Annotated in this window: 11 protein-coding genes; 2 read left to right on the forward strand and 9 right to left on the reverse strand. The window is 45.6% G+C overall.

Annotated elements, in window-relative coordinates; translation table 11 throughout:
• Nucleotides 1-4: 4 nt before the first annotated feature.
• The 7 genes from ileS to F0364_RS10595 all read right to left on the reverse strand — a co-directional run bounded on the left by ileS (nt 5) and on the right by F0364_RS10595 (nt 15,480).
• A complete protein-coding gene (ileS, locus tag F0364_RS10565; protein ID WP_153797741.1) occupies nt 5-3,586 on the reverse strand; it encodes an isoleucine--tRNA ligase in 3,582 nt (1,193 codons plus the stop codon).
• Between the two features lie 836 nt (nt 3,587-4,422).
• The gene (locus tag F0364_RS10570; protein WP_153797742.1) at nt 4,423-5,220 is read right to left on the reverse strand and encodes a TerC family protein; all 798 of its coding nucleotides are present in this window, start codon (nt 5,218-5,220) and stop codon (nt 4,423-4,425) included.
• Between the two features lie 80 nt (nt 5,221-5,300).
• Entirely contained in the window at nt 5,301-6,719 is a 1,419-nt protein-coding gene (locus tag F0364_RS10575) for a c-type cytochrome domain-containing protein (protein WP_153797743.1), read from the reverse strand.
• Nucleotides 6,720-6,885: 166 nt separating this feature from the next.
• On the reverse strand, nt 6,886-7,716 hold the full coding sequence (locus tag F0364_RS10580) for a sugar phosphate isomerase/epimerase family protein (RefSeq protein WP_235921051.1): 831 nt from the start codon (nt 7,714-7,716) through the stop codon (nt 6,886-6,888).
• Between the two features lie 131 nt (nt 7,717-7,847).
• The gene (locus F0364_RS10585; protein ID WP_153797745.1) at nt 7,848-9,353 is read right to left on the reverse strand and encodes a DUF1501 domain-containing protein; all 1,506 of its coding nucleotides are present in this window, start codon (nt 9,351-9,353) and stop codon (nt 7,848-7,850) included.
• Between the two features lie 331 nt (nt 9,354-9,684).
• Nucleotides 9,685-12,414 (reverse strand): DUF1553 domain-containing protein, encoded by a 2,730-nt coding sequence (locus tag F0364_RS10590; RefSeq protein WP_153797746.1) that lies wholly within the window; start codon nt 12,412-12,414, stop codon nt 9,685-9,687.
• 330 nt (nt 12,415-12,744) lie between these two features.
• Nucleotides 12,745-15,480 (reverse strand): DUF1553 domain-containing protein, encoded by a 2,736-nt coding sequence (locus F0364_RS10595; protein ID WP_235921052.1) that lies wholly within the window; start codon nt 15,478-15,480, stop codon nt 12,745-12,747.
• A gap of 128 nt (nt 15,481-15,608) precedes the next feature.
• Here F0364_RS10595 and F0364_RS10600 point away from each other — a divergent pair, with 128 nt between their 5' ends.
• Together F0364_RS10600 and F0364_RS10605 are read left to right on the forward strand one after the other, a co-directional pair.
• Entirely contained in the window at nt 15,609-15,824 is a 216-nt protein-coding gene (locus tag F0364_RS10600; protein ID WP_153797747.1) for a hypothetical protein, read from the forward strand.
• Nucleotides 15,818-16,108, forward strand: coding sequence for a type II toxin-antitoxin system RelE/ParE family toxin (locus tag F0364_RS10605; protein WP_153797748.1), 291 nt, complete (start codon nt 15,818-15,820; stop codon nt 16,106-16,108). The genes F0364_RS10600 and F0364_RS10605 overlap by 7 nt, the downstream gene beginning before the upstream one ends.
• A 36-nt stretch (nt 16,109-16,144) precedes the next feature.
• Here the strand turns inward: F0364_RS10605 and F0364_RS10610 are convergent, their stop codons facing one another.
• Nucleotides 16,145-18,334, reverse strand: a complete 2,190-nt coding sequence (locus F0364_RS10610) for an alpha-galactosidase (protein WP_153797749.1) — start codon at nt 18,332-18,334, stop codon at nt 16,145-16,147.
• Between the two features lie 588 nt (nt 18,335-18,922).
• The gene (locus tag F0364_RS10615) at nt 18,923-21,202 is read right to left on the reverse strand and encodes a glycoside hydrolase family 20 protein (RefSeq protein ID WP_207632605.1); all 2,280 of its coding nucleotides are present in this window, start codon (nt 21,200-21,202) and stop codon (nt 18,923-18,925) included.
• Between the last annotated feature and the right edge of the window lie 104 nt (nt 21,203-21,306).

The raw sequence follows: 21,306 nt of genomic DNA on the forward strand, positions 1-21,306 counted from the left end.
AACGTTATCCTTTTTTATTTATGCTCACTTTCAACAGATGGCCATTTACGTCAATTTCAGTGCCGTCCTGCATTTCAGGCACCCAATTAAGGCTATCTGCCAAAATTTCCGCGCAAATATAGTTCTTAAATTCATTTATAGACGGCCCGATTTCGCTGCCATCGAGCACATCTACCAATATACGGTCGGTTAATTCAAGTCCCGTTTCTTTTCGGATATTTTGTATGCGGTTAACAAACTCCCTTGCATCCCCTTCTTTCTTCAAAGCCTCGCTAAGGGTAATATCCAACGCTACGGTAAGGCTACCCTTACCAGCCACACTCCAGCCCGGAATATCTTCCGCCACAATGTCAACTTCGGCAAGCAGTAAAGTAATGGATTCTCCTCCAATATTCAACAAATATTCTCCATCTTTTTCTAAAGCCGCTATGTCATGCTGGGTAAATTGTGACAAAGCGGCGCTTACCGCTTTCATTTTAGGGCCCAGCTTGGCGCCGAGTTTTTTAAAGTCAGGCTTTATTTTTTTATTGATAAAACCCTCTGTTTCAGTAAGATATTCTATTTCTTTTACGTTTACTTCCGCTTTAACCAGGTCGGCTACTTTCTCCAGTTGCACTTTCATCTGCGGGTTAAGTACAGGTATCAGCACTTTTTGCAAAGGCTGGCGTACTTTTATGTTCACCTTTTTACGCAGTGACAACACCAATGAAGAAGCGTCTTGCGCCAGTTGCATCCTTTCTTCCAGTAATTTATCTATAGCCGCTTCGTTGACTGCCGGAAAATCCGCATGGTGTACAGACTGTACTTTAAACCGGCCTGTTACAGCATCCAGGTTTTTAAATACCGCATCGCTGAAAAAGGGCGAAATAGGCGCAATTAGCCTTACCAGCGTTTCCAGGCATTCGTACAGGGTTTGGTAGGCGCAGATTTTGTCATGTTCGTATTCGCCTTTCCAAAAACGGCGGCGGCAAAGGCGCACATACCAGTTGCTAAGGTGTTCATCCACAAACTCTTCAACAGCACGGCCGGCAATAGTAGGCTCATAATCATCCATGGCCTGTGTTACTTTTTTTACCAGGGAGTTGAGTGAGGACAGTACCCAGCGGTCTATTTCCGGGCGTTGCTCCAGCGGAATATAGGTTTCCCTGAAAGCAAAACCATCCACATTGGCGTATAAGGCAAAAAACTGGTAGGTATTATATAAGGTACCGAAGAATTTGCGCTGCACTTCCTGTATGCCGGCAATATCGAATTTAAGATTGTCCCACGGCGATGCGTTTGTAACCAGGTACCAGCGGGTGGCATCGGCACCATATTTTTCAATGGTTTCAAACGGGTTTACTACGTTGCCCAGGCGCTTGCTCATTTTATTGCCGTTCTTATCCAGCACCAACCCGTTGGAAACACAGGTTTTGTACGCCAGGCCTGGGTATTTGCTGTCATCCACCGCAAAACCGGCGCTGGCCAGCTCTTCCTGTACGTCTTCTTTTATTAAAGAGGCTATGGCGTGCAGGGTATAAAACCAGCCACGGGTTTGGTCAACCCCTTCGGCTATAAAGTCTGCCGGGTAATTGTCTGCGAATATTTCCTTGTTTTCAAACGGAAAATGCCATTGGGCGTAGGGCATGGCGCCACTGTCGAACCAAACGTCAATCAGGTCGGGTACCCGATAATAAAAAACTTCTTCCTTGTTAAATACTACATCATCTACAAATGGCTTGTGTAAATCTAAGTCTCCATCGTAACTCTCTATTTTGCAAAAACCCAATTCTTCCTTCGATAAAAACATAGTTTTAAAGCCTGCCAGTCCTAAAATATAACCATTGAGAGCATCTGGCTTACGTTTAGTTAATTGAAGAATTAAAGAATAATTTAAATTACTTGGTACCCCGAAAATTTGAAAAAATCTATCAAATCCTGAGTCCACAGATTCTTGCGAAAGATTTAAGATTATTTGTTTTCCTTTTTTTGTTAATAAATACCCGTCTTTTAAGTCTTCAATTGATCCAATGCAAATGGTATCTTCAACATCTTGTAAAGAGGTTCCATTGTTCTTCCAAACTGGCAATGGCGTTCCCCAGAAGCGGCTGCGGCTCAGGTTCCAGTCAACCATATTCTCCAGCCAGTTGCCAAAACGGCCCTCGCCGGTGCTTTTAGGTTTCCAGTTAATTGTTTTATTCAACTCCACCATCCTGTTTTTTAATGCCGTGGTTTTAATGAACCAGGCATCCAGCGGATAGTAAAGCACAGGTTTATCGGTACGCCAGCAATGCGGATAGCTGTGTTCGTATTTTTCTACTTTAAAAGCCCGGTTTTCTTTTTTAAGCTTAACGGCAATATCTACATTAACATCCTGGTAACCAGGCTCGTCTTTGTAATCTTTTACATAACGGTTGCTGAATTCTCCAAGGCCGTCAACAAATTTGCCTTGACGGTCAACCATTACCAGAATGCCGATGCCATATTTTTTCCCCACTTTAAAGTCGTCTGCGCCAAATGCGGGTGCGGTATGAACAATGCCTGTACCATCTTCCGTAGTAACAAAATCACCTACCAACACACGGAAAGAATCACCACCTGTTTCTTTGTTGGCTTCGTAGGGCATCAATTGCTCGTACCGGCATTCCTCTATATCTTTCCCCTTGAATGTGGCCATTATCTGCCAGGGTAAAAATTTAGCTTTCTCGTCATACTCTTCAAAGTTTCCATTTTCATCTTCCCCTTTAAAGTATTTGCCCAGCAAAGCTTTTGCAAGAACTACGTTTACCGCCAGGTGCGTATAAGGGTTAAAGGTTTTAACCAGCACATAGTCAATATCGCCGCCAACGGTAAGCCCCAGGTTAGAGGGCAGGGTCCACGGTGTGGTTGTCCATGCCAGGAAAAACACTTCATCCGTTCCGGCAGCCTCAAACAAAAAGGCACTTTTATCATCCTTTACGGCCTTAAACATGGCCACGGCAGATGTATCTTTCACATCTTTATAAGTGCCCGGCTGGTTTAGTTCATGAGAGCTAAGGCCTGTGCCCGCTGCCGGGCTATAAGGCTGAATACTCACACTTTCATACAATAAGCCCCTGTTATACAGCTTCTTCAGTATCCACCAAAGGCTTTCTATGTAGTTGTTTTCAAAGGTTATATAAGGCTCATTCAAGTCAACCCAGTAGCCCATTTTACGGGTAAGGTCATCCCATTTATCCTTAAAGCGCAGTACCGCCTCCCGGCATTTTTGGTTGTATTCCTCAACGGAAATCTTCTTGCCGATATCTTCTTTGGTAATTCCCAGTTCTTTTTCTACGCCCAGTTCAACCGGCAGGCCATGGGTATCCCAACCGCCTTTGCGTTTTACCTGGTAGCCGCGCATGGTTTTGTAACGGCAAACCAGGTCCTTCAGCGTCCTGGAAATTACATGGTGAATACCCGGCATACCGTTGGCGCTGGGCGGCCCTTCGTAAAAAACAAAAGGTTTAGCCCCCTGCCTAAGACTTACACTGTTTTCAAAAGCCTGTTCAGCCTGCCATTTTGCAAGTATTTCCTGTTCTATTGCCGGAAGGTTTAATCCTGAAAATTCCTGGTATTTTGCGCTCATAGCCTGTAAAATCCTTATCGGTTCAGTTTTTAAAAGGCTGCGAAGTTAATAAATATAGGTGTTAAAGGATAGTAGTAACAATATGCCGGAAAGAAGAAATATGTGGGCGCCCCCGCCAAAAGACAGGGCGGGCCGGGCTTTCCGCTCATACTCCGGCACAGCGCCCCTGCACAAAGCCTTCACCGGGGGAACTGCGTTCGCAACCTTCGGCAAAGCAACTAAACGTTGCTTTGACTTGGTTGTGCTTCAATCCCTGGCGCGGCAAGGGGGGTAAACTTGAATACTTAAAACTTTTGAAATCTGTTTTGAACAAAGCGCCAGTAAGATTCGTTCCGGCACAATTTTATGGGAAAAGTGATCGATTTCGAACCATTTTTGACCGAAAATAATTTTTTGGCAGTGTTTACTAAAATCGTGTCTCCTATGGTACATGCATCTGTCGAAAGAATTTGATACAGCTCTACTTTATCACTTTTAAGCAAACAATAGAGATATTTTTTATGCTTGCGGTCATCAATAAAAAATTTGTTAGAAGTGATAACCTGGGCTCCAATAATGCCAAAGCCGTTAAAGCCGGCACCCGTCTCAACATACGTAATTACTCCCTCTAAATGCAGATCTAGCTGATTAAGATACAGGTCTTCGGATGAACTTACCCGAAAGTTTTTTACAAGCAAGAATATGCATAGAACAACCATCCCAAGGAATGGAAAAATCATTCTGTAGGTAGCGGATACGTTATTATATTGTGACATATAAGAGTTTACACCGTTAAATAAATAGTTTAATACATAAAACTCTCTTTATTTTTTCGGCTCAATTAAGACCGGCCTTTCTTACTTAGCCATATCATCATACTCCTGCTTCTCTTCCCTTAACTTAGGTTCACGCAATTCAACCGGCTTAACGGCTTTTTTCCGCAGGCGCATATTCAGCAGTTCTACAATAAACGAGAATGCCATAGCGAAATACACGTAGTTCTTCAGGTGCAGCGCTTCAGACTTTTCATGATCCCAGCCCTCTACCAGCAGGGTAATGCCAATCATAACAAGGAAGGATAAGGCGAGCATTTTTAAAGTGGGGTGTTTGTGTATAAATGCCGCTATTTTGGGGCTGAAGAGGAACATGATGATCATGGCGATGATAACCGCGGAAATCATTATTTCCACATGCTTTGCTGTACCGCTGGCAGTTATAATACTGTCGAAGCTGAAAACCATATCAATCAGCGTAATCTGCACTAAAGCGCCGCCAAAACTAAGGCCCGCTTTTTTTGCGCCTGCTTCCGATTCCGCCTCACCTTCCAGCTTGTGGTGAATTTCTTTTACTGTTTTGTATATCAGGAACAAACCGCCCGCCAGCATAACAAGGCTGGCCAAATCGAAGTTTTTACCTGAAATGCTGAACAATGCTTTTCCTTTTTGCTCCATCAGCCAGGTTAGCCCAAACAATAAAATGCTCCTGACTATAATGCCGCTGATCATCCAGAAAAGCCGGGCTTTGGATTGTTGCGGCTTGGGCAGCCGGTTCATGATGATGCTTACAAAAATCACGTTATCTATACCTAAAACCACTTCCAGAATTACCAATATCACAAAGCTGATGATGGCATCAGGCGTTAAAAGATGTTCCATGTTTTATTTTTCGGTTGCGCAAATATATAGCAGCAGGCTGCAATTTTGCGGCCAGCTACTGTGTTACCATGTATGCAGCGCTATTTTTTGGGAACTACTTCTGTAGTATCGCTAACCAGGGTGGGAACAACGTAACCACCGGAATCAAGCTGTACATTTTTAAATGCGGCCTGTAATTTGGGCCATTCAGCCTTATTGATGTTCGTTTGATAGAGGTATAACCGTTTTAAATTTTTTAATGGTTGCAACTGCGATAAACCGCTACCGGTAACACCCGTTGACACAAGGTTGATGTATTTGAGGTTGGACATTTTGCCCAGGGAAATAAGCCCTTTATCAGAGATTTTTGTATGGGTAAGGTTGATACGAACCAGCCTGTCGAATTTTTCCAGCAGGGTTAGTGCCGAATCTGTAACAGATGTATTTTGAAGTTTTAATGAAAACAATTGTTTTTGCAGGGGCTGCAACAGTGCCATGTCTTTATCTGTTATCGTGGAATCGCCAAGAAAGTTTACCTCCACGTAATTGCTGTTTTGGGCTACCGGCATTACAACGGCACCCCTTTGCTTTAAGGCTTCGATAGCCTTATCACCGGCTTTATCAACCGGTTGGGCCGGTACATCGCTGCTGGCAATATTGCCTTCACCAGTTTCTTCACCACCGGCATTTTGGAAAGAAAGCAGCAGCGGTTTTATTTTTTCTGTTTGTGCTACCTGGTTTACTCTCTTTTCAAATGTTGCTCCTGTAGCAATCCACCATTGCAATACCGCTATCTCCTTTTCTGTCAACTGGGACTTTTCCTTGGGCGCCATGTGGTCATCATCATCAACCGGCAAAAGAATACGTTTTACCAGTTCGCTTTCTTCTGATTTTCCAGGTTCAATCACCACGCCGTTTTTACCCCCTTTCATCAACAGCTCCGGTTTATCCATTCGCAACTTGCCTTTTTGCTTGGTACTGCCATGGCAACCATAACATTTTTCATGCAGGATGGGTTCTATAATATCAGCATACAACAATGCCTGCTGCACATCGGGTATTGGTTTGCGTTTTACTTTGGTATCTTCTGCAGCGCCGGCCCATGCAGCGCTAAGGTAATCTGAGCCATGTGTTAATGAACCACCCAGGTGACCGGTAACAGCGATTAAAACCAACAGGCCGATACTCATTACCTTATACAGCAATCCAAACTGTTTGTTTACCCTTCGTACATACATCAGGGCCGATACTACGGCAACGCCAATACCCATCCACATGTGCCAGCTTACAGTATCCTCATCATATTCCCCGCTCATTGACAGCAGGTAACCGGTAACACAGGAAGCAAAAGCGCTGAGCATACCGATGAGCAGCACAATATTTACCGCCGGATTTAAAGCGCTGTATTTTGCTTTACCGGATAAGTATTGCAGCAGCAAGGCAATTAACAATATGCCTATGGGCAGGTGAACAAGCAGGGGATGGAAGCGGCCAAGAAATTCGGTGATGTTGAGTAACACAATTAATGCTTAACGTTTGTTGTAAGTTATGGTTGTTTTGAATTCCTACGTCATTTAATACCCGCTTAACTGTCGCCATGAAATACCGAACGATAAAGTGATTGCGACGCAACCGGGATGCCATGAAAAACATAGCTGGTACCCAAAAAAGCATTAAAACTCCCCTTTAGGGGTTGGGGGTATACCTTTTACGCCACTCATGCATCATGTACACATTAATGGCCCATTGGTCTGCCAATGGCTGGCGGGTATAAGCCAAAGTGGGCATGTAATCCGGCGGGCCGAATTCAGTAAGCACGGTTAACGTTTCGCCCTTTTGTTTTTTAGCGGCTACTACCTTATCCCACCATTCAAAATGTGCTTTTACAGCGGGCGCCCACTCCGGCGCACGGGGATCGCTTACCTGGGGGCCTTCCGGATGCCCGACACGTGCATGTATATGATCAACCCGATCTAACGCCAGGCCAACCGTGTATTGCTGATCATGCAAAAGGCTTTCGCTTACGTTACACCAGTGGGATACATCGAAGGTTATGCGTAACTCCGGGATTTTTTCAAAGTACTGGCGGGCGGCAGGCGCAGAATACAGGAGCCGTGACCGGTGCGTTTCATGGCAAATTTTGACGCCGCTTTCTTTGGCAAGGGCAATGGTATAATCTATGATCTGCTTGTTTTCTTCAAAAGAAAAATAGTCGCGGCCGGAGTGGCAGTTGATATACAATGGCCGTACCGGCGACTTAGCTGCGGTGGCAATCATTTTTTTGAAGGAAGCAAAGTGCTCAGTAAAATTACTTTCATGGCCGGCTGTAAGAAACCCTACCTCAAGACTGTATTTTTTTAAGGCTGCAAACAATTCTTCCTGGCCTTGTTGTTCTGCAGGCCACCATATTTCAAAACCATCATACCCTTCGTGCTTTACTTTAGAACAAAACTCATCCATTGTACCTGAAAACCCCCAATTGGTAGCCAGGATTTTGAGTTGAAAATTCGAGTTCATATTTTCTGAAAATTGTGGTGCAGCGAAAGTATTTAATGAAGGCAACATAACCGACGCTGCTGCGGTAGTTGACGTTTGTAAAAAATTTCTCCGGTTCATGATTTGCAACGGGTAACAGGCCGTTTGATAGTTTAAGCTATTATTTCCCTGATCACTTTTCCCTTAGTGTCCGTTAACCTGAAAGGCCGGCCCTGGAAGGGATAAGTAAACTCTTCATGGTTAAAGCCCATCTGGTTTAAAATGGTGGCCTGTATATCGTAAGGTTCGGTTTTGCCGCTTACCGCAGCATAACCAATCTCATCTGTCTCACCATAACTAAAACCTTTCTTTATACCGCCACCGGCCATCCATATAGAAAACGCTTCAGTATGGTGGTCGCGGCCTTTGAAAGGATTTTGTTTGCCTTCGCGGTTTTCCATCATGGGTGTGCGCCCAAACTCGCCGCCCCAAACTACCAGGGTTTCATCTAATAAGCCGCGTTGCTTCAGGTCGAGTATCAAGGCGGTCATGGCTTTATCTACCTGGCGGCATTTGTTAATAAGGCCCACATCTACCGCGGTGCCTGCATCGGTGCCATGGCTGTCCCAGCCCCAGTCAAATAACTGAACAAACCGAACACCTTTTTCCACCAGCTTACGTGCCAGCAGCACATTGTTGGCAAAACTGGCTTTACCCGGCTGTGTGCCATACATGTCATGAATATATTGCGGCTCGTTATTGATGTTCATTACTTCGGGCACGGATATCTGCATTTTGTAAGCCATCTCGTATTGCGAAATGCGGGACAAAATTTCCGGGTCATTATACTCTTTATACGTTTCCTGGTTTACTTCGTTGATGGCATCAATAGAAGCTTTGCGCAAGTCACGGTCCATACCATCAGGGTCTTTGATAAAAAGTACCGGGTCTCCCTCGCTGCGGCATTGAACGCCCTGGTAAACACTGGGTAAAAAGCCGCTGCCCCAAACGCTTTTACCGGCATCCGGAAAACGGCCACCACTCGTAAGCACCACAAAGCCCGGCAGGTTCTGGTTTTCTGTACCTAGGCCATAAGTTACCCAGCTACCAATGCTTGGCCTGCCAAGCCGCGGCGTACCGGTATGCATCAGCAGTTGTGCCGGGGCATGGTTAAACTGGTCTGTAGTAACGCCTTTTAAAATGCTTACTTCATCGGCAATGGTAGAAAAATGCGGCAGGTTTTCACTTATCCATAACCGGCTTTCCCCGTGCTGTGCAAACTTTGCCTGCGGGCCAAGCATTTTGGGCACGCCACGTATAAACGCAAACCGTTTGCCTTCTAAAAACGATGGCGGACATTCCTGCCCGTCCATTTTCATCAGCTCGGGCTTATAATCAAATAACTCCAGTTGAGACGGGGCACCGGCCATGTGCAGGTATATTACACTTTTTGCTTTTGCTGCAAACTGCGGCAATTTGGGCAACAGTGGGTGTGCTGGATCAAAAGCAACCTGTGAAGCCACAGTATTATTGCCTTTACAACCAAACAAAGCGCCCAAAGCAAGGCCACCCAACCCCATAGCACTTTCTTTTAAAAAATGCCGCCGGGTATGCATGTGCGATACTGCATGCTCAGCTTCTTTTACAAGGCGCTGGTTGTGTAATTCTTTTTGTGTCATAATAGAATGTACAATGGTGTACAATGTTTGTTATCTTATAATATTTTGATACCAGCTTTATCTTTCATGGCGACTTCGTTGCGTCGCAATCCTTTCATCTGTATATCTATGGGCGTCGTCCGGTTTCCTTTGCTGGCCTTTATCAATAAACTCAAAGCCTTTATTTCAATTTGTTAATTTAATACCGCACCTGCGGCGCTTTGCCCATCATCTCTTTTTAATGTTTACTTCCCCATCCCACTCGCCATTTGCCACTCACCACTACCCTTTGATAACAGGTGGAAAAAGCAGGTAAGGCGTACCCACCCCACTCGCCATTTACCACTCACCACTACCCTTTTGTAACCACCTCATCCAGGTTAAGCATCGCATTGGCAACCACTATCAGCGCTGCTGTTTCGGCAGACGCATGTTCGTTCATACCGCCATTTATTTCGCATACTTCTTTGGGGTTATTTTTAAACTTAACCAACGCTTCATTGTACAGCCTTACCAATGCCTGCAATTTGCCCGGCGCAATGGGTTTGTACAACATCAGCTCATATCCTTTTGCTATTTGTTGCTGTACACTGTTGCCCGTTTCTTTTTGCATGCGCAAAGCAAAGTGGCGGGCCATATCCACATAAGCTGAGTCATTAAGGGTTACCAGCGCCTGCAACGGCGTATTGGTGCGTATGCGGCGCGGGGTGCATACTTCACGGGAAGCGCCATCGAATGTGATCATGGAAGGATATGGCGCCGTGCGTTTCCAGTATGTGTAAACCGCCCTGCGGTACTGTCCGCCATTTTGATTCATGTTCCACTGTGCGCCATTATAAGGCGATTGCCAGATGCCTTTTGGCTGAAACGGAAACACGCTGGGGCCGTACATTTGCTGGTTTAAAACATTGCTGAAGCACAAAGCCTGGTCGCGTACCTGCTCCGCATTAAGCCTTACACGCGGGCCTCTTGCATACAGTTTGTTGAATATGTCTTTTTCCTTCAACTCTTCCGTAACCTTTGAATCCTGCCGGTAAGTGCTGCTCATTACAATGGTCTTCAGCAGCTTTTTAATGCTCCATTGGTAATCAGTCATTAATTTATACGAAAGATAATCCAGCAATTCCCTGTGCGTGGGTGTAATGCCCTGGGTGCCCATGTCTTCCAGCGTTTCTGCAATTCCCTGCCCAAACAACTGTTCCCAAACTCGGTTTACCATGGTTCTTGCCACCAGCGGGTTTTGTTTGCTGGTTAGCCACATGGCAAGGCCCATTCTGTTAGCGGGTGCGTTTTTAGGCATGGCATAGGCCAGAGAGTTTGGTACGGACGGCTTTACCTCTTTGCCTTTTACCAGCCAGTTGCCACGTTCAAAAACATAAGAAGCCCGGTGCATATCATCAGGGTTTTCCATCATTACCGGCGTACTTTCTGTATTTAAGGTAAGCAGTTTCCAGAAAAGCTTTTGATATGCGGCATAATCCCTGGCCCTTTCGCCCGGAAAAGATTTAGCAAAATGCAACCAGTCAAACATAAGCCCGCTTTGTTCAGGCCCAAGGGATGGGTTTGCATAAGTGATGTAAATATCATGAACCCCTTGCTGCACAGGAAAGCTCACCTTTGCAATTTGCCAGCCGTTGGCAGGCGCGGCGGGCACAGTGGCAATTACTTTGCCGCCAAGGCTATCCAGGTGCAGCTTCCAGCTACCTCCTTTTGCCCAGGCACTGTAACGGTAAATAAGTTGATTGGCCTGTTGCAGGTTAACCTGTTTTAACCTGGCAGAACCATTGTTGCGGTAGGCCAGCCATTTGGTATCGCTCAACTCGCTGTTAATGAATTTATCAGCGGTTAAAGAATTGATGGCAGGTTGCCATGTTTTTACAAAACGGATGATAGCGGCTGCTTCGTTAGCACTGGTTTGTTGTTGCAGCCAGCCAGCAAGTTCGTTTAACTGCGCCTCTGAAGAATCTTTAAAGTTGCGGAGCAAGGGATAATCTCCATAGGTGTCTTCATCGCGGCTGTTGTTGAAGTAAGCCATAAACTGGTAATACTCATCGTGCCTGAAAGGATCGTAAGGGTGGCTATGGCACTGTACACAGGAAAAAGTAGTACCCATCAAAGCTTCCCAGGTTGTATTAACCCTGTCTATTACGGCCGCCGTTCTGAATTCTTCATTATCGGTTCCGCCCTCATCATTGGTCATGGTATTGCGGTGAAAAGCGGTAGCAATGTACTGGGCATCAGTTGGATTTGGTAACAAATCGCCGGCTACCTGCTCTACCAGGAATTTATCGTAAGGCTTGTCTTCGTTAAAGGATTGTATCAGCCAGTCTCGGTAGCGCCAGATGTTGCGGCTGTCATCACGTTCATAGCCCTTGGTATCGGCATAACGGGCAAGGTCAAGCCAAAGAGAAGCCCAGCGCTCTCCATAATGTGGAGATGCCAGCAGTGAATCAACCAGTAATTCGTAGGCATTACCGTTATTGTTTTGCAGGTATTGCGCAGCCAGTGAACGGGAAGGCTGCATGCCGATTATATCCAGGCTTACCCGCCGCAGCAGGCTGGCTTTATCTGCCCTGGCAGAGGGTTTTAGCTTTTCTTCCTTCAACCTGGCAAGGATAAAATTATCAACCTCACTAATGATGAACGTATCTGACAATTGTGGCACTTCAACAGGCTTTAGCGGAACATAAGCCCAATGCTCGCCCCAGTTGGCACCCTGCTTAACCCATTTGGTAAGTATGTCAATTTCTTCCTGATCAAGCGGCTCATGCTGGTAAGGCATACGCTCTTCGGGGTCTTTCAGGGTAAGGCGGCGTATCATTTCACTTTCCCCCGGTTTGCCGGGAACGATGGCCGGTTTACCGGATTCTGTTTTGGCCAGGGCTTCTTCACGGAACAACAGGCTGAAGCCGGCTTTTGCTTTTACACCCCCATGGCAGGAGATACATTTCTTATTGAGGATGGGTTTAACCTGCGTGCTGAAATCTACCGGCTGCTGATGGGTGGCAAATACAAAAACGGCTAATCCTGATAAAAGGATGGCGGTAACCCAAATGATTTTATAACGCAAGATCGTTAGCATACTACAAACCGGTGTTTCTACTCTTAAAAGCGGGAAGGTTAAAAATAGCCATTATATTCCTTTTATGGTGAATGGTGAATAGTGAATGGTGAATAATGTTGCTTTCAAGCTGACAGCATTTGGGCTAACCACCCTACAAATGGCCTTAACTACCCGGGGCTGAAAAGCTGCCCAATGTACCGGACGATGAAAGTAGTGCGACGCAATCCCGAAGTTTCGGGACCATGAAATACTTCTGCCCGTCACCAAAAAATGCTTAATACCTACGGCACTGCTTTTGACAAGCAGGGGCTGACAGCCTTAAAAAAAAGCATTGATCCACCACTTACTTTACCCTTTTGTAACCACTTCATCCAGGTTAAGCATGGCATTGGCCACTACAATCAATGCCGCTGTTTCCGGCGTTGCATACTCGTTCATGCCGCCATTGATTGCACAAACCTGCTCTTTGTTTTTCCTGAACTTTACCAACGCCTCGTTATACAATTTTAGCAGCGATTGCAGCTTGGCAGGCGCAATGGGTTTATACAACATTAATTCATACCCTTTTGCTATTTGCTGCTGAACACTTTTACCGCCTTCTTTTTGCAGGTGATAAGCAAAAAGCCTTGACATATCCACATACGCGGAATCGTTTAAAGTAACCAATGCCTGCAGTGGCGTGTTGGTACGCACACGGCGTGCAGTGCATACCTCACGGGAGGCACCATCGAACGTTAGCATGGATGGATATGGCGCAGTGCGCTTCCAGTACGTGTAAACAGCACGACGATATTGCTGCCCGTTTTTATTCATTTCCCAATCGGCGCCATTGTAAGGCGATAGCCAGAGCCCTTTTGGCTGAAACGGGAATACACTTGGGCCATACATATCCTTATTAATGCTGCTGCTGAAACACAGTGCCTGATCGCGGACCTGCTCCGCACTTAACCTTACCCGCGGCCCTCTTGCATAGAGCTTGTTGAAAAGATCTTTTTCTTTTAGTTCCTCGGTAACTTTTGAGTCCTGGCGGTAAGTGGCACTCATCACCATTTCTTTCAGCAGGCGCTTAATGCTCCACTGGTAACCGTTCATAAACTGGAAAGAAAGGTAATTAAGCAACTCCAGGTGCGTAGGCGAAATGCCCTGCGTGCCAAGGTCTTCCAGGGTTTCTGCTATGCCGGCGCCAAACAACTGCTCCCACAACCTGTTTACCATGGTTCTGGCTACGAGCGGGTTTTGTTTGCTGGTTAGCCACATAGCCAGGCCCAATCTGTTTTTGGGAGCCTTCTTTGGCATTGCATAGTTTAGAGCAGCGGGTACGGCAGGTTGCACCATGTCGCCTTTTACCAACCAGTTGCCCCTTTCAAAAACATGTGTTTCCCGCTGGCGGTCGGCGGGGTTATCTACCATGATGGGTGTGGTGGAAATATCTTTTGCATCCAGCAAATCCTGGTACTGCGTATAAGCGGTTTCATAACCAGTTTTGCACTGCCCCGGAAATTTTTGCGTGAAGTAAAACCACTCGAACGTAACGCCGGTTTCTTCCATTGACTTCATAGCCGGGTTAATGTAACTGAAATATAAATGATGGATGCCGGGGGGCGGCTCTATACTGAATGAAGCAAACTGCCATTTGTATTTAGTGTTATTTACCGGGAAGGTTTTTAATACCTGGCCATTCAGGCTGTCAAGTGTAATCTTACAAAGGCCGCTTTTTTCCGCAGTATAGCGCACCACCAGGTAATCTTTACCATCCAATGCCACTGACGGCAACCTGCAACTGCCGTTTTTTCTGAGTGCCGCATACCAACTGCTTACCTGTGCCCCGTTGATAAAACTATCGCATTGCAAAGAGTTAATGGTAGGCTGCCAGGTTTTAAGAAAAGTATACACTTCATCAGCCTTTTGTTGCGATACATTTTTTGCAAGCCAGCCGGTTAACTGCATTAGCTTAAGGCTGTCGCCGGATTTGTACTGCCGCAGCAGGGGATAGTCTTCGTAAGTATCTTCGTCACGTGAGTTGTTGAAGTAGGCCAGGAACTTGTAATATTCCTCATGACGGAAAGGATCGTAAGGATGGCTGTGGCATTGCACACAGGCGAAAGTAGTACCCATCAAGGCCTCCCATGTGGTATTTACGCGGTCCAATACAGCCGCCGTTCTAAACTCTTCATTATCTGTTCCGCCTTCGTCGTTCGTCATGGTATTGCGGTGAAAAGCGGTAGCAATGTATTGGGCGTCTGTGGGGTTGGGCAGCAAGTCTCCCGCAAGTTGTTCTGTTAAAAATTTATCGTAGGGCTTGTCTTCGTTAAATGCTTTTATCAGCCAATCGCGGTAGCGCCAGGTAACACGCCCGCCATCGGCTTCGTAACCCTTTGTATCGGCATAACGGGCAAGGTCCATCCACAGGGAGGCCCAGCGTTCCCCAAAATGCGGAGAAGCCAGGAGGGAGTCCACCAACATTTCATAAGCGTTAGTATTGCTATTACCCAGGTATTGCGATGCCAGCGAAGGCGAGGGTTGCATGCCAATCAAATCCAGGCTTACCCGGCGCAACAGTGTGGGTTTATCAGCTTCGGCAGAGGGTTGCAGTTTTTCTTCTTCCAGTTTGGCGAGGATAAAATTATCTACACTGTTCTTTACAAATGCGCTGTTTACTGCAGGTACTTCAACAGGCTTTAACGGCACGTAAGCCCAATGTTCGCCCCACTGCGCCCCTTGTTTTATCCATTTGGTGAGTATGTCAATTTCTTCGCCGCTTAAGGGTTCATGCTGGTAAGGCATCCGTTCTTCGGGATCTTTTAGGGAAAGCCTGCGTATCATTTCGCTTTCGCCAGGGTTACCGGGAATGATGGCGGGTTTTCCTGATTCTGTTTTGGCCAGGGCTTCCTCTCTAAACAACAGGCTAAAGCCAGCTTTTGCCTTAACGCCGCCATGGCAGGTGATGCATTTTTTGTTGAGTATTGGTTTAACCTGTGTACTGTAATCAATCTGCTCATCATGCGTAGCAAGAAGAAACAGGCCAAGCAGCACCGCAAGCCCAAGACCTATCCATACCATCTTATTGTTAAAAACTTTACGCATGAGTTGCAATCGTATTAAATAAAGTTACAAAAACACGATAGAACACGGATGAGACGGATGAAGGATGGCAAATTGTATCAGCCGGACTTACATTCGACAAAGAATATGTATTTTTAAAAAAAGATTTTATGGAGATTCTAATAGATGTTGATGAAATAGGCGACGCTTCAAAAAGAGAATGGTTGCTGCAAACATTGAAGCTAATGGGTATAGAATTCCAAACCAGTGAACAACGCCAATCTATTGATGAGTATAATAAAGAGCTGGAAGAAGGCGATGCAGAAATTGAGAGGGGTGAATTTATTTTGGCCGAAGACTTAAAGAAAGAAATACATTCATGGTAGTAACCTGGAGCAAAAAAGCGCAATTTGAGTTGCGAAAAGCCTACGACTATATCTTCCAGGACTCTCCTAAAAACGCCCTTAAAGTAACTACTGAAATTGTTAATACTACCCTTGAACTGCCGAAACACCCTGAAAAATTTCCTCCTGATAAGTACAAAAAGAGCAATGATGGAAGCTGGAGAGCTTTTGAGCAATACCATTACAGGATATCTTACCGCATCGTAAAAGATCAGATACGCATTGTTCGTATGCGCCACACAAGCAGGTCTCCTTTGAAATACTGATAAAGTCATTTTAGCTGTTTATTTTATACTTCCACCTCATTCCACCACAAACCATGTATAACTTTCCGGCGCTATTGCAAAAGTTAACTCAACTTCATAATTACGGGTTAGATTGTATTTTTTAGATGCCCCTTCTTTTTCCCTGATGCTTGCAACCGCAGTTAAACCCGTGTAGTAAAGCGGTAATTTGATGGTCCTGGTAATTTGTTGTTTCAGCGGGTTATAGAGCATCAGTAACCCTTTTGTTTTTAGTTGAGGGTTTACATGCAATACTCCATCCCAGTCGCGGCCATCTGCACGGCGCAGGTGAATGATATCCGAGTTAAGGATATGCCTGTATTTTTTGTACCAGCTAACCGTTTTGCTAACCGTTTGGCGTGTGGCTTCGGTATCATATAATCTCGGGCCACGGTAACAGGCCTGCACCCCGGCGCCGTAATATTGAACCATCAATTGCTCATAGTCCTGCAGGTGTTCGCTCAGCGGCTCCAGTACCGCTTCCGGGCCGCCCCCCTGGTACCTGGTAAGCGGCACAAAGCCCCAACTCATAGCAGGTGTTTTTTCCCACAAGCCATCATAGATATTCTGGCGGTTTAAAATCTTCTGGTTCTCCCTGGGCAAAGAAAAATTTACCTCCCGGTAGCCAATGGCTATTTTATTCGTGCCATCTAAAAAATACCAGTCTGGTGCATTTACATACACCCCGTTTTCGTTGCACCAGTGGTACAGGCTTTTTTGCAACTCCATCTGCCTCCACTGGCTGTCATCCAGGTTTTTATGGCCGGGGTGTTTGGTTGAGGCGCAAACATCGCCGGGGTAAGGGCCATCATTTTCAAAAATGTCAAAGCCCGTATTGCGCATAAAATGTTTCAGTTTTTCCAGGTATGCCAAACCCCAATTGCTGCCCATACAGGGTGCATAGCCAAAAAAAGCAGCCGCATCCGGTTTGCCGGTAACAGGGTCAATCACATCGTCTTCATCACTTATCCTTCTTGAGCTAAACAAAGAATAGCCACCAATCAAAATGTTTTTACTATGCGCATAAGCTGCCAGCTTTTTCCATTTTTCAACATTGGCACCGCTGCTGTCTTCCATGTTGCAATGGCTGCCAAAGCTTAAAATCAAAGCTTCATAGCCGGTTGCGGCACATTGGTCAATTGCATGAATAACCTCTTCATCATTTTTACTAACCAGGTGCATGAATATGGGGTTTTCCGTTGTCCATGGCGCCACAGTGCGGTACATTTTGCGAATGGCCAGCCCACGCCTTTCCCGGTCGTAACTGTCCATCAGTAACTCATGCGTTCTTACAGATTTAAACGTTTCTCCCGGCTTTAGTTCAACAGCGGTTACTTTTTCCGGATACACTTCCAGCAGGCAGGGCGTTTGGTAATTGTAATTTACCTGGGATGTATAAACGCTGTCGGTTTTCCAATGTGTGGTTTGGTCGCTGATATCGTATCGCATGGCATTGTTGAAGGCATAATTGGTTTCCACATAAATGCCATGCTGTTTTTTCATTTGTTCAGGTGTGCCCACTACAGCGCTTTCTTCTTCTACCAGGGCCAGCATTTCGTTAACTATGTTGCCAACAGTTATGGTATTGGCAGATGTATTTTCTATACCTATCCATTTTACTACCAGCGGAATGCCATCATACAACTCGTAATTCACACGTACCGTAACGCCTCTTAAAGCTGTTGATGCAAACAAGAAAGAAAGCAGCTTACCCGTAGGCTGTTTGTCACCCATGGCCCAGCTTTTACGCTTCCATTTCAGTAAAGGCTGAATATCCTTTACCTCATATTTTTGAAACTGAAAATCTTTATCGCCGGCAGTAAATTTATCCAACCACTCCGGTAACAGGTAGGCATGTTCAGACTGGCCGTAAAGCCCGCCAATATTGTAGTCCTTTCCATCAATGGTAATGCGGGCCTCCGGTTTTACTGAACGCAGCAATTGCTGGCCGTTGCTCATATTCTTATAGTCAACGCAGGCCACATTGGGACTTATGCGAAACGTTCTTTTTACAAGGCCATTAAACAAACTAATTTCTTTACCACCCGCATCCTGGTACACCACGGCTTTTTCTGTTACGGGCGTAACAAGCCAGTCTTTTGCAAACAAAGTGGCAGGCTTATTCATTACAGGAAGCTGTTGGGCAATAATGGTATGTGCAGACAATAAAAGTAAGGCAAGCAACAACTTGCGGGGGGCGCTTTTCATGTAATTAGTTTCGTTAGAGAAAGGGAAAATACGACGTTTTGCCCCGCTATACTGTGCAATGTCTAAATCAAACGTTTGCGTAAAAATTCCAGCTATCCCTGGCACAGAATGACCCCCTGCCTTAGAGAAGTGTTTTATGAGCCCGGCTGAAGAGCAAGTATGAGGCTTTACTTGCGTCGCACTCTTCTGCGGTTGGATTCGCTATGGGGCATTGTGCAGCAGGTTTTTGTTGTTCAGGGTTCCTTTGTTCAAGGTTCGATGTTTCCGTTACCCGGGTAAGCTTCCCGTCGGTATTCATTTTTCCTTGCTCGATATTAAATTACTTAGCCGTGAGTGGGGAATCGTGAGTGGGGCATTCCACTTCGCCCCTTGATTATTCAATATTCCTTGTTCCTTGTTCGATATTATTTTGTTTCTTGGTGCGTGTCTCCACGCACCCCAGCTATACCCGGGTCTGAAAAGATGCCCAATGAACCAACCGACGAACGGATTGCGACGCAATAGGCGATGCCATAGAAATATATCGCTGGTATCATAATCGTGAATGGTGAATTCTTCTTCCCCGGTGTGTGTCTTTACGCACCAGCGTCAATCTACTATCAACTCATCTACAAACAACCAGGCTTCATCACCCGCGCCAACATTGCCCGCAGCTATTTTACCAACAGGTTCCGCAATAACCTTTATATACCGGGCTGCTACTGCCGGCCAGTTTAAGCTAAACTTGGCTGCACCTTCATTAGCGGGAACGTCCATACTTTTTCCTGCTACTTCGGTGAAGTTTTTTCCATCGGCTGATACGAGCACAGTAACATTCTTTGCGGCCCATACCCAACTTGACGGCTGGTGAAAAAACCTTGTTTGCAAGGATGATACCTGTTGCGCCTTACCTAAATCAATGGTGCCGTTAAATGTTTTGCCATTCCAGCCCAGCCAGTCATCATCGCTAAAGTTTTCATCATTACCCAGGCTTCCGTTTATACAGGCAGCATTACCGCCTTTGCTGTATTGTTTTGCCGGGGGCGTTTCCAACTCAATACTTTTGGCAGTTGCCTTATGCAGTACAAAATTCTTCTTAAGCTGATCAACGATGATACCGTTGCTGATAACAGCGGCTATCATCGTACTATTTTTGTGGATTGCAACAGGTTTTACATACAATGATGATTTTACAGTTGGTATAGTACCATCAAGCGTATAGTACATTTTATACCCCTTAGGTACACCGCCCAATGAAGCAGTTACCTGTCCTTTGGTATTAATGGCCGTTTTTAGTTTTATTTCAAACAGGTGCTTGCTGTAGTTGACTTTGAGCTTATCCAAACGTTTCAGGTAAGGTATCAACCTTGTTATAAAACTTTCATAGGTTCTTGTTTCCTGTGGCGACCAACCCACTTCCGCCAAAGCGATGGCCCGGGGAAATATCATGTATTCAGCTTTTGCCGGTGTGGGTATATATTCCGTCCAAAGATTGCCCTGCGTGCCCAGTATATATTTTGCTTCGCTGGCTGTTAACTCTTCCGGTATGGGATTATAGGAATAGGTTTTGGCCAGTGTAGTTAGCCCACCAAACGCCACCGGTTCTCCCGGGGCATTACTTTGATAATGATCAAGGTAGCAGTAACCGCCCGGCGTCATAATAACATTGTGGTGCTGCTGTGCGGCTTTAATTCCGCCCTCTATACCTGTCCAACTCATAACGGTAGCGTTGGGGGCCAGGCCGCCCTGCAATATCTCATCCCAGCCGATGATGCTGCGGCCACGGCTGTTTACGTGCTGCTCTATGCGTTTGATAAAATAGCTCTGTAACTCCTCAACATTGGCAAGACCTTGTTCTTTCATGCGCTTAATATCATGCGGGCATGTTTTCCAGTTAGCCTTTCCTGCTTCATCGCCGGCCACATGTATGTATTGCGATGGAAATATATCCATCACTTCATCCAAAATGTTATTCAAAAAATTGAAGGTTTCATCTTTTGTGCAGTACTCATCCTGCACCTGTTGGGGATAGGGAAACGGGTTGCCGCTGCTGTCTACACAAGCCAGCCCAGGATAAGAAGCCAGTGCAGACTTCGAATGCGCCGGCATTTCAATTTCCGGAATGATGGTAATAAAACGGTCCGCGGCGTATTTTACCAGGTCTCGTAACTGCTGTTGGGTATAAAAGCTGCCATACAAAGTATCGCCCGGTCTTGAATTGTAATCGTAAGTGGTGTTAAGTGGTGTGCCCTTACGGTAAGCTCCGATTTGTGTAAGCTTCGGGTATTTTTTACTCTCAAAACGCCAGCCCTGGCTGTCTGTTAAATGCAGGTGAAAACGGTTCATTTTCTGCATGGCCAGCAGGTTAAGTAGTTTCTTTAAAAACTCTATGGACATGTAATGGCGTGCAACATCCAGCATTACGCCGCGGTAAGCAAAACGGGGTTCGTCTTCAATAGTTACACAAGGTAGTTTTAGGGTAGTGGCCTTTGCCTGTAACGGCAACAATTGCAACAAACTTTGCACCCCATAAAATATACCGGTTGCTGTTTTGGCTTTGATGCTAATTTTTCCAGGCAGTATCACCAACCGGTAACCTTCCTCGGCTGCAATACTGTTATCAAGTTCTATGTGTATGGATGCCTTTGCTGTAGCAATGCTTTTACTAAGCTTAACACCAAACTTTTCTAATGTGATGGATAAAGGGGAAACGGCTAATAACAATGCACTGTCTCTTTCATCAAAATATACAGCCGTGTTTTTTGCCAGCACAAAACTACCATTGCTGTATTTACTTTTTGCGGGCAGGGGGATAATACGATCAGACGACTGCGCATAGCTTATTGACGCTATACCTAAAAGGGCGGATAGGATGAAGGTTCTTAGCATATTTATAAAGTTCTGCATTTTATTGAAACAGGCTGGCAATATTAAGTTTCTGACAGACCGAAGCCTGTGCAAACATTACTACAAGGGTCTGAAAAGCCGCCCAA

Origin of the sequence: Foetidibacter luteolus, from assembly GCF_009650435.1 — a bacterium.
GTDB classification, from domain to species: domain Bacteria; phylum Bacteroidota; class Bacteroidia; order Chitinophagales; family Chitinophagaceae; genus Foetidibacter; species Foetidibacter luteolus.

What these genes read in the sequence shown, in the direction of transcription:
- ileS (WP_153797741.1), bottom strand. Translation starts at nt 3,586, where the DNA reads ATGAGCGCAAAATACCAGGAATTTTCAGGATTAAACCTTCCGGCAATA.
- F0364_RS10570 (WP_153797742.1), bottom strand. Translation starts at nt 5,220, where the DNA reads ATGGAACATCTTTTAACGCCTGATGCCATCATCAGCTTTGTGATATTG.
- F0364_RS10580 (WP_235921051.1), bottom strand. Translation starts at nt 7,716, where the DNA reads ATGAACTCGAATTTTCAACTCAAAATCCTGGCTACCAATTGGGGGTTT.
- F0364_RS10585 (WP_153797745.1), bottom strand. Translation starts at nt 9,353, where the DNA reads ATGACACAAAAAGAATTACACAACCAGCGCCTTGTAAAAGAAGCTGAG.
- F0364_RS10590 (WP_153797746.1), bottom strand. Translation starts at nt 12,414, where the DNA reads ATGCTAACGATCTTGCGTTATAAAATCATTTGGGTTACCGCCATCCTT.
- F0364_RS10595 (WP_235921052.1), bottom strand. Translation starts at nt 15,480, where the DNA reads ATGCGTAAAGTTTTTAACAATAAGATGGTATGGATAGGTCTTGGGCTT.
- F0364_RS10600 (WP_153797747.1), top strand. Translation starts at nt 15,609, where the DNA reads ATGGAGATTCTAATAGATGTTGATGAAATAGGCGACGCTTCAAAAAGA.
- F0364_RS10605 (WP_153797748.1), top strand. Translation starts at nt 15,818, where the DNA reads ATGGTAGTAACCTGGAGCAAAAAAGCGCAATTTGAGTTGCGAAAAGCC.
- F0364_RS10610 (WP_153797749.1), bottom strand. Translation starts at nt 18,334, where the DNA reads ATGAAAAGCGCCCCCCGCAAGTTGTTGCTTGCCTTACTTTTATTGTCT.
- F0364_RS10615 (WP_207632605.1), bottom strand. Translation starts at nt 21,202, where the DNA reads ATGCTAAGAACCTTCATCCTATCCGCCCTTTTAGGTATAGCGTCAATA.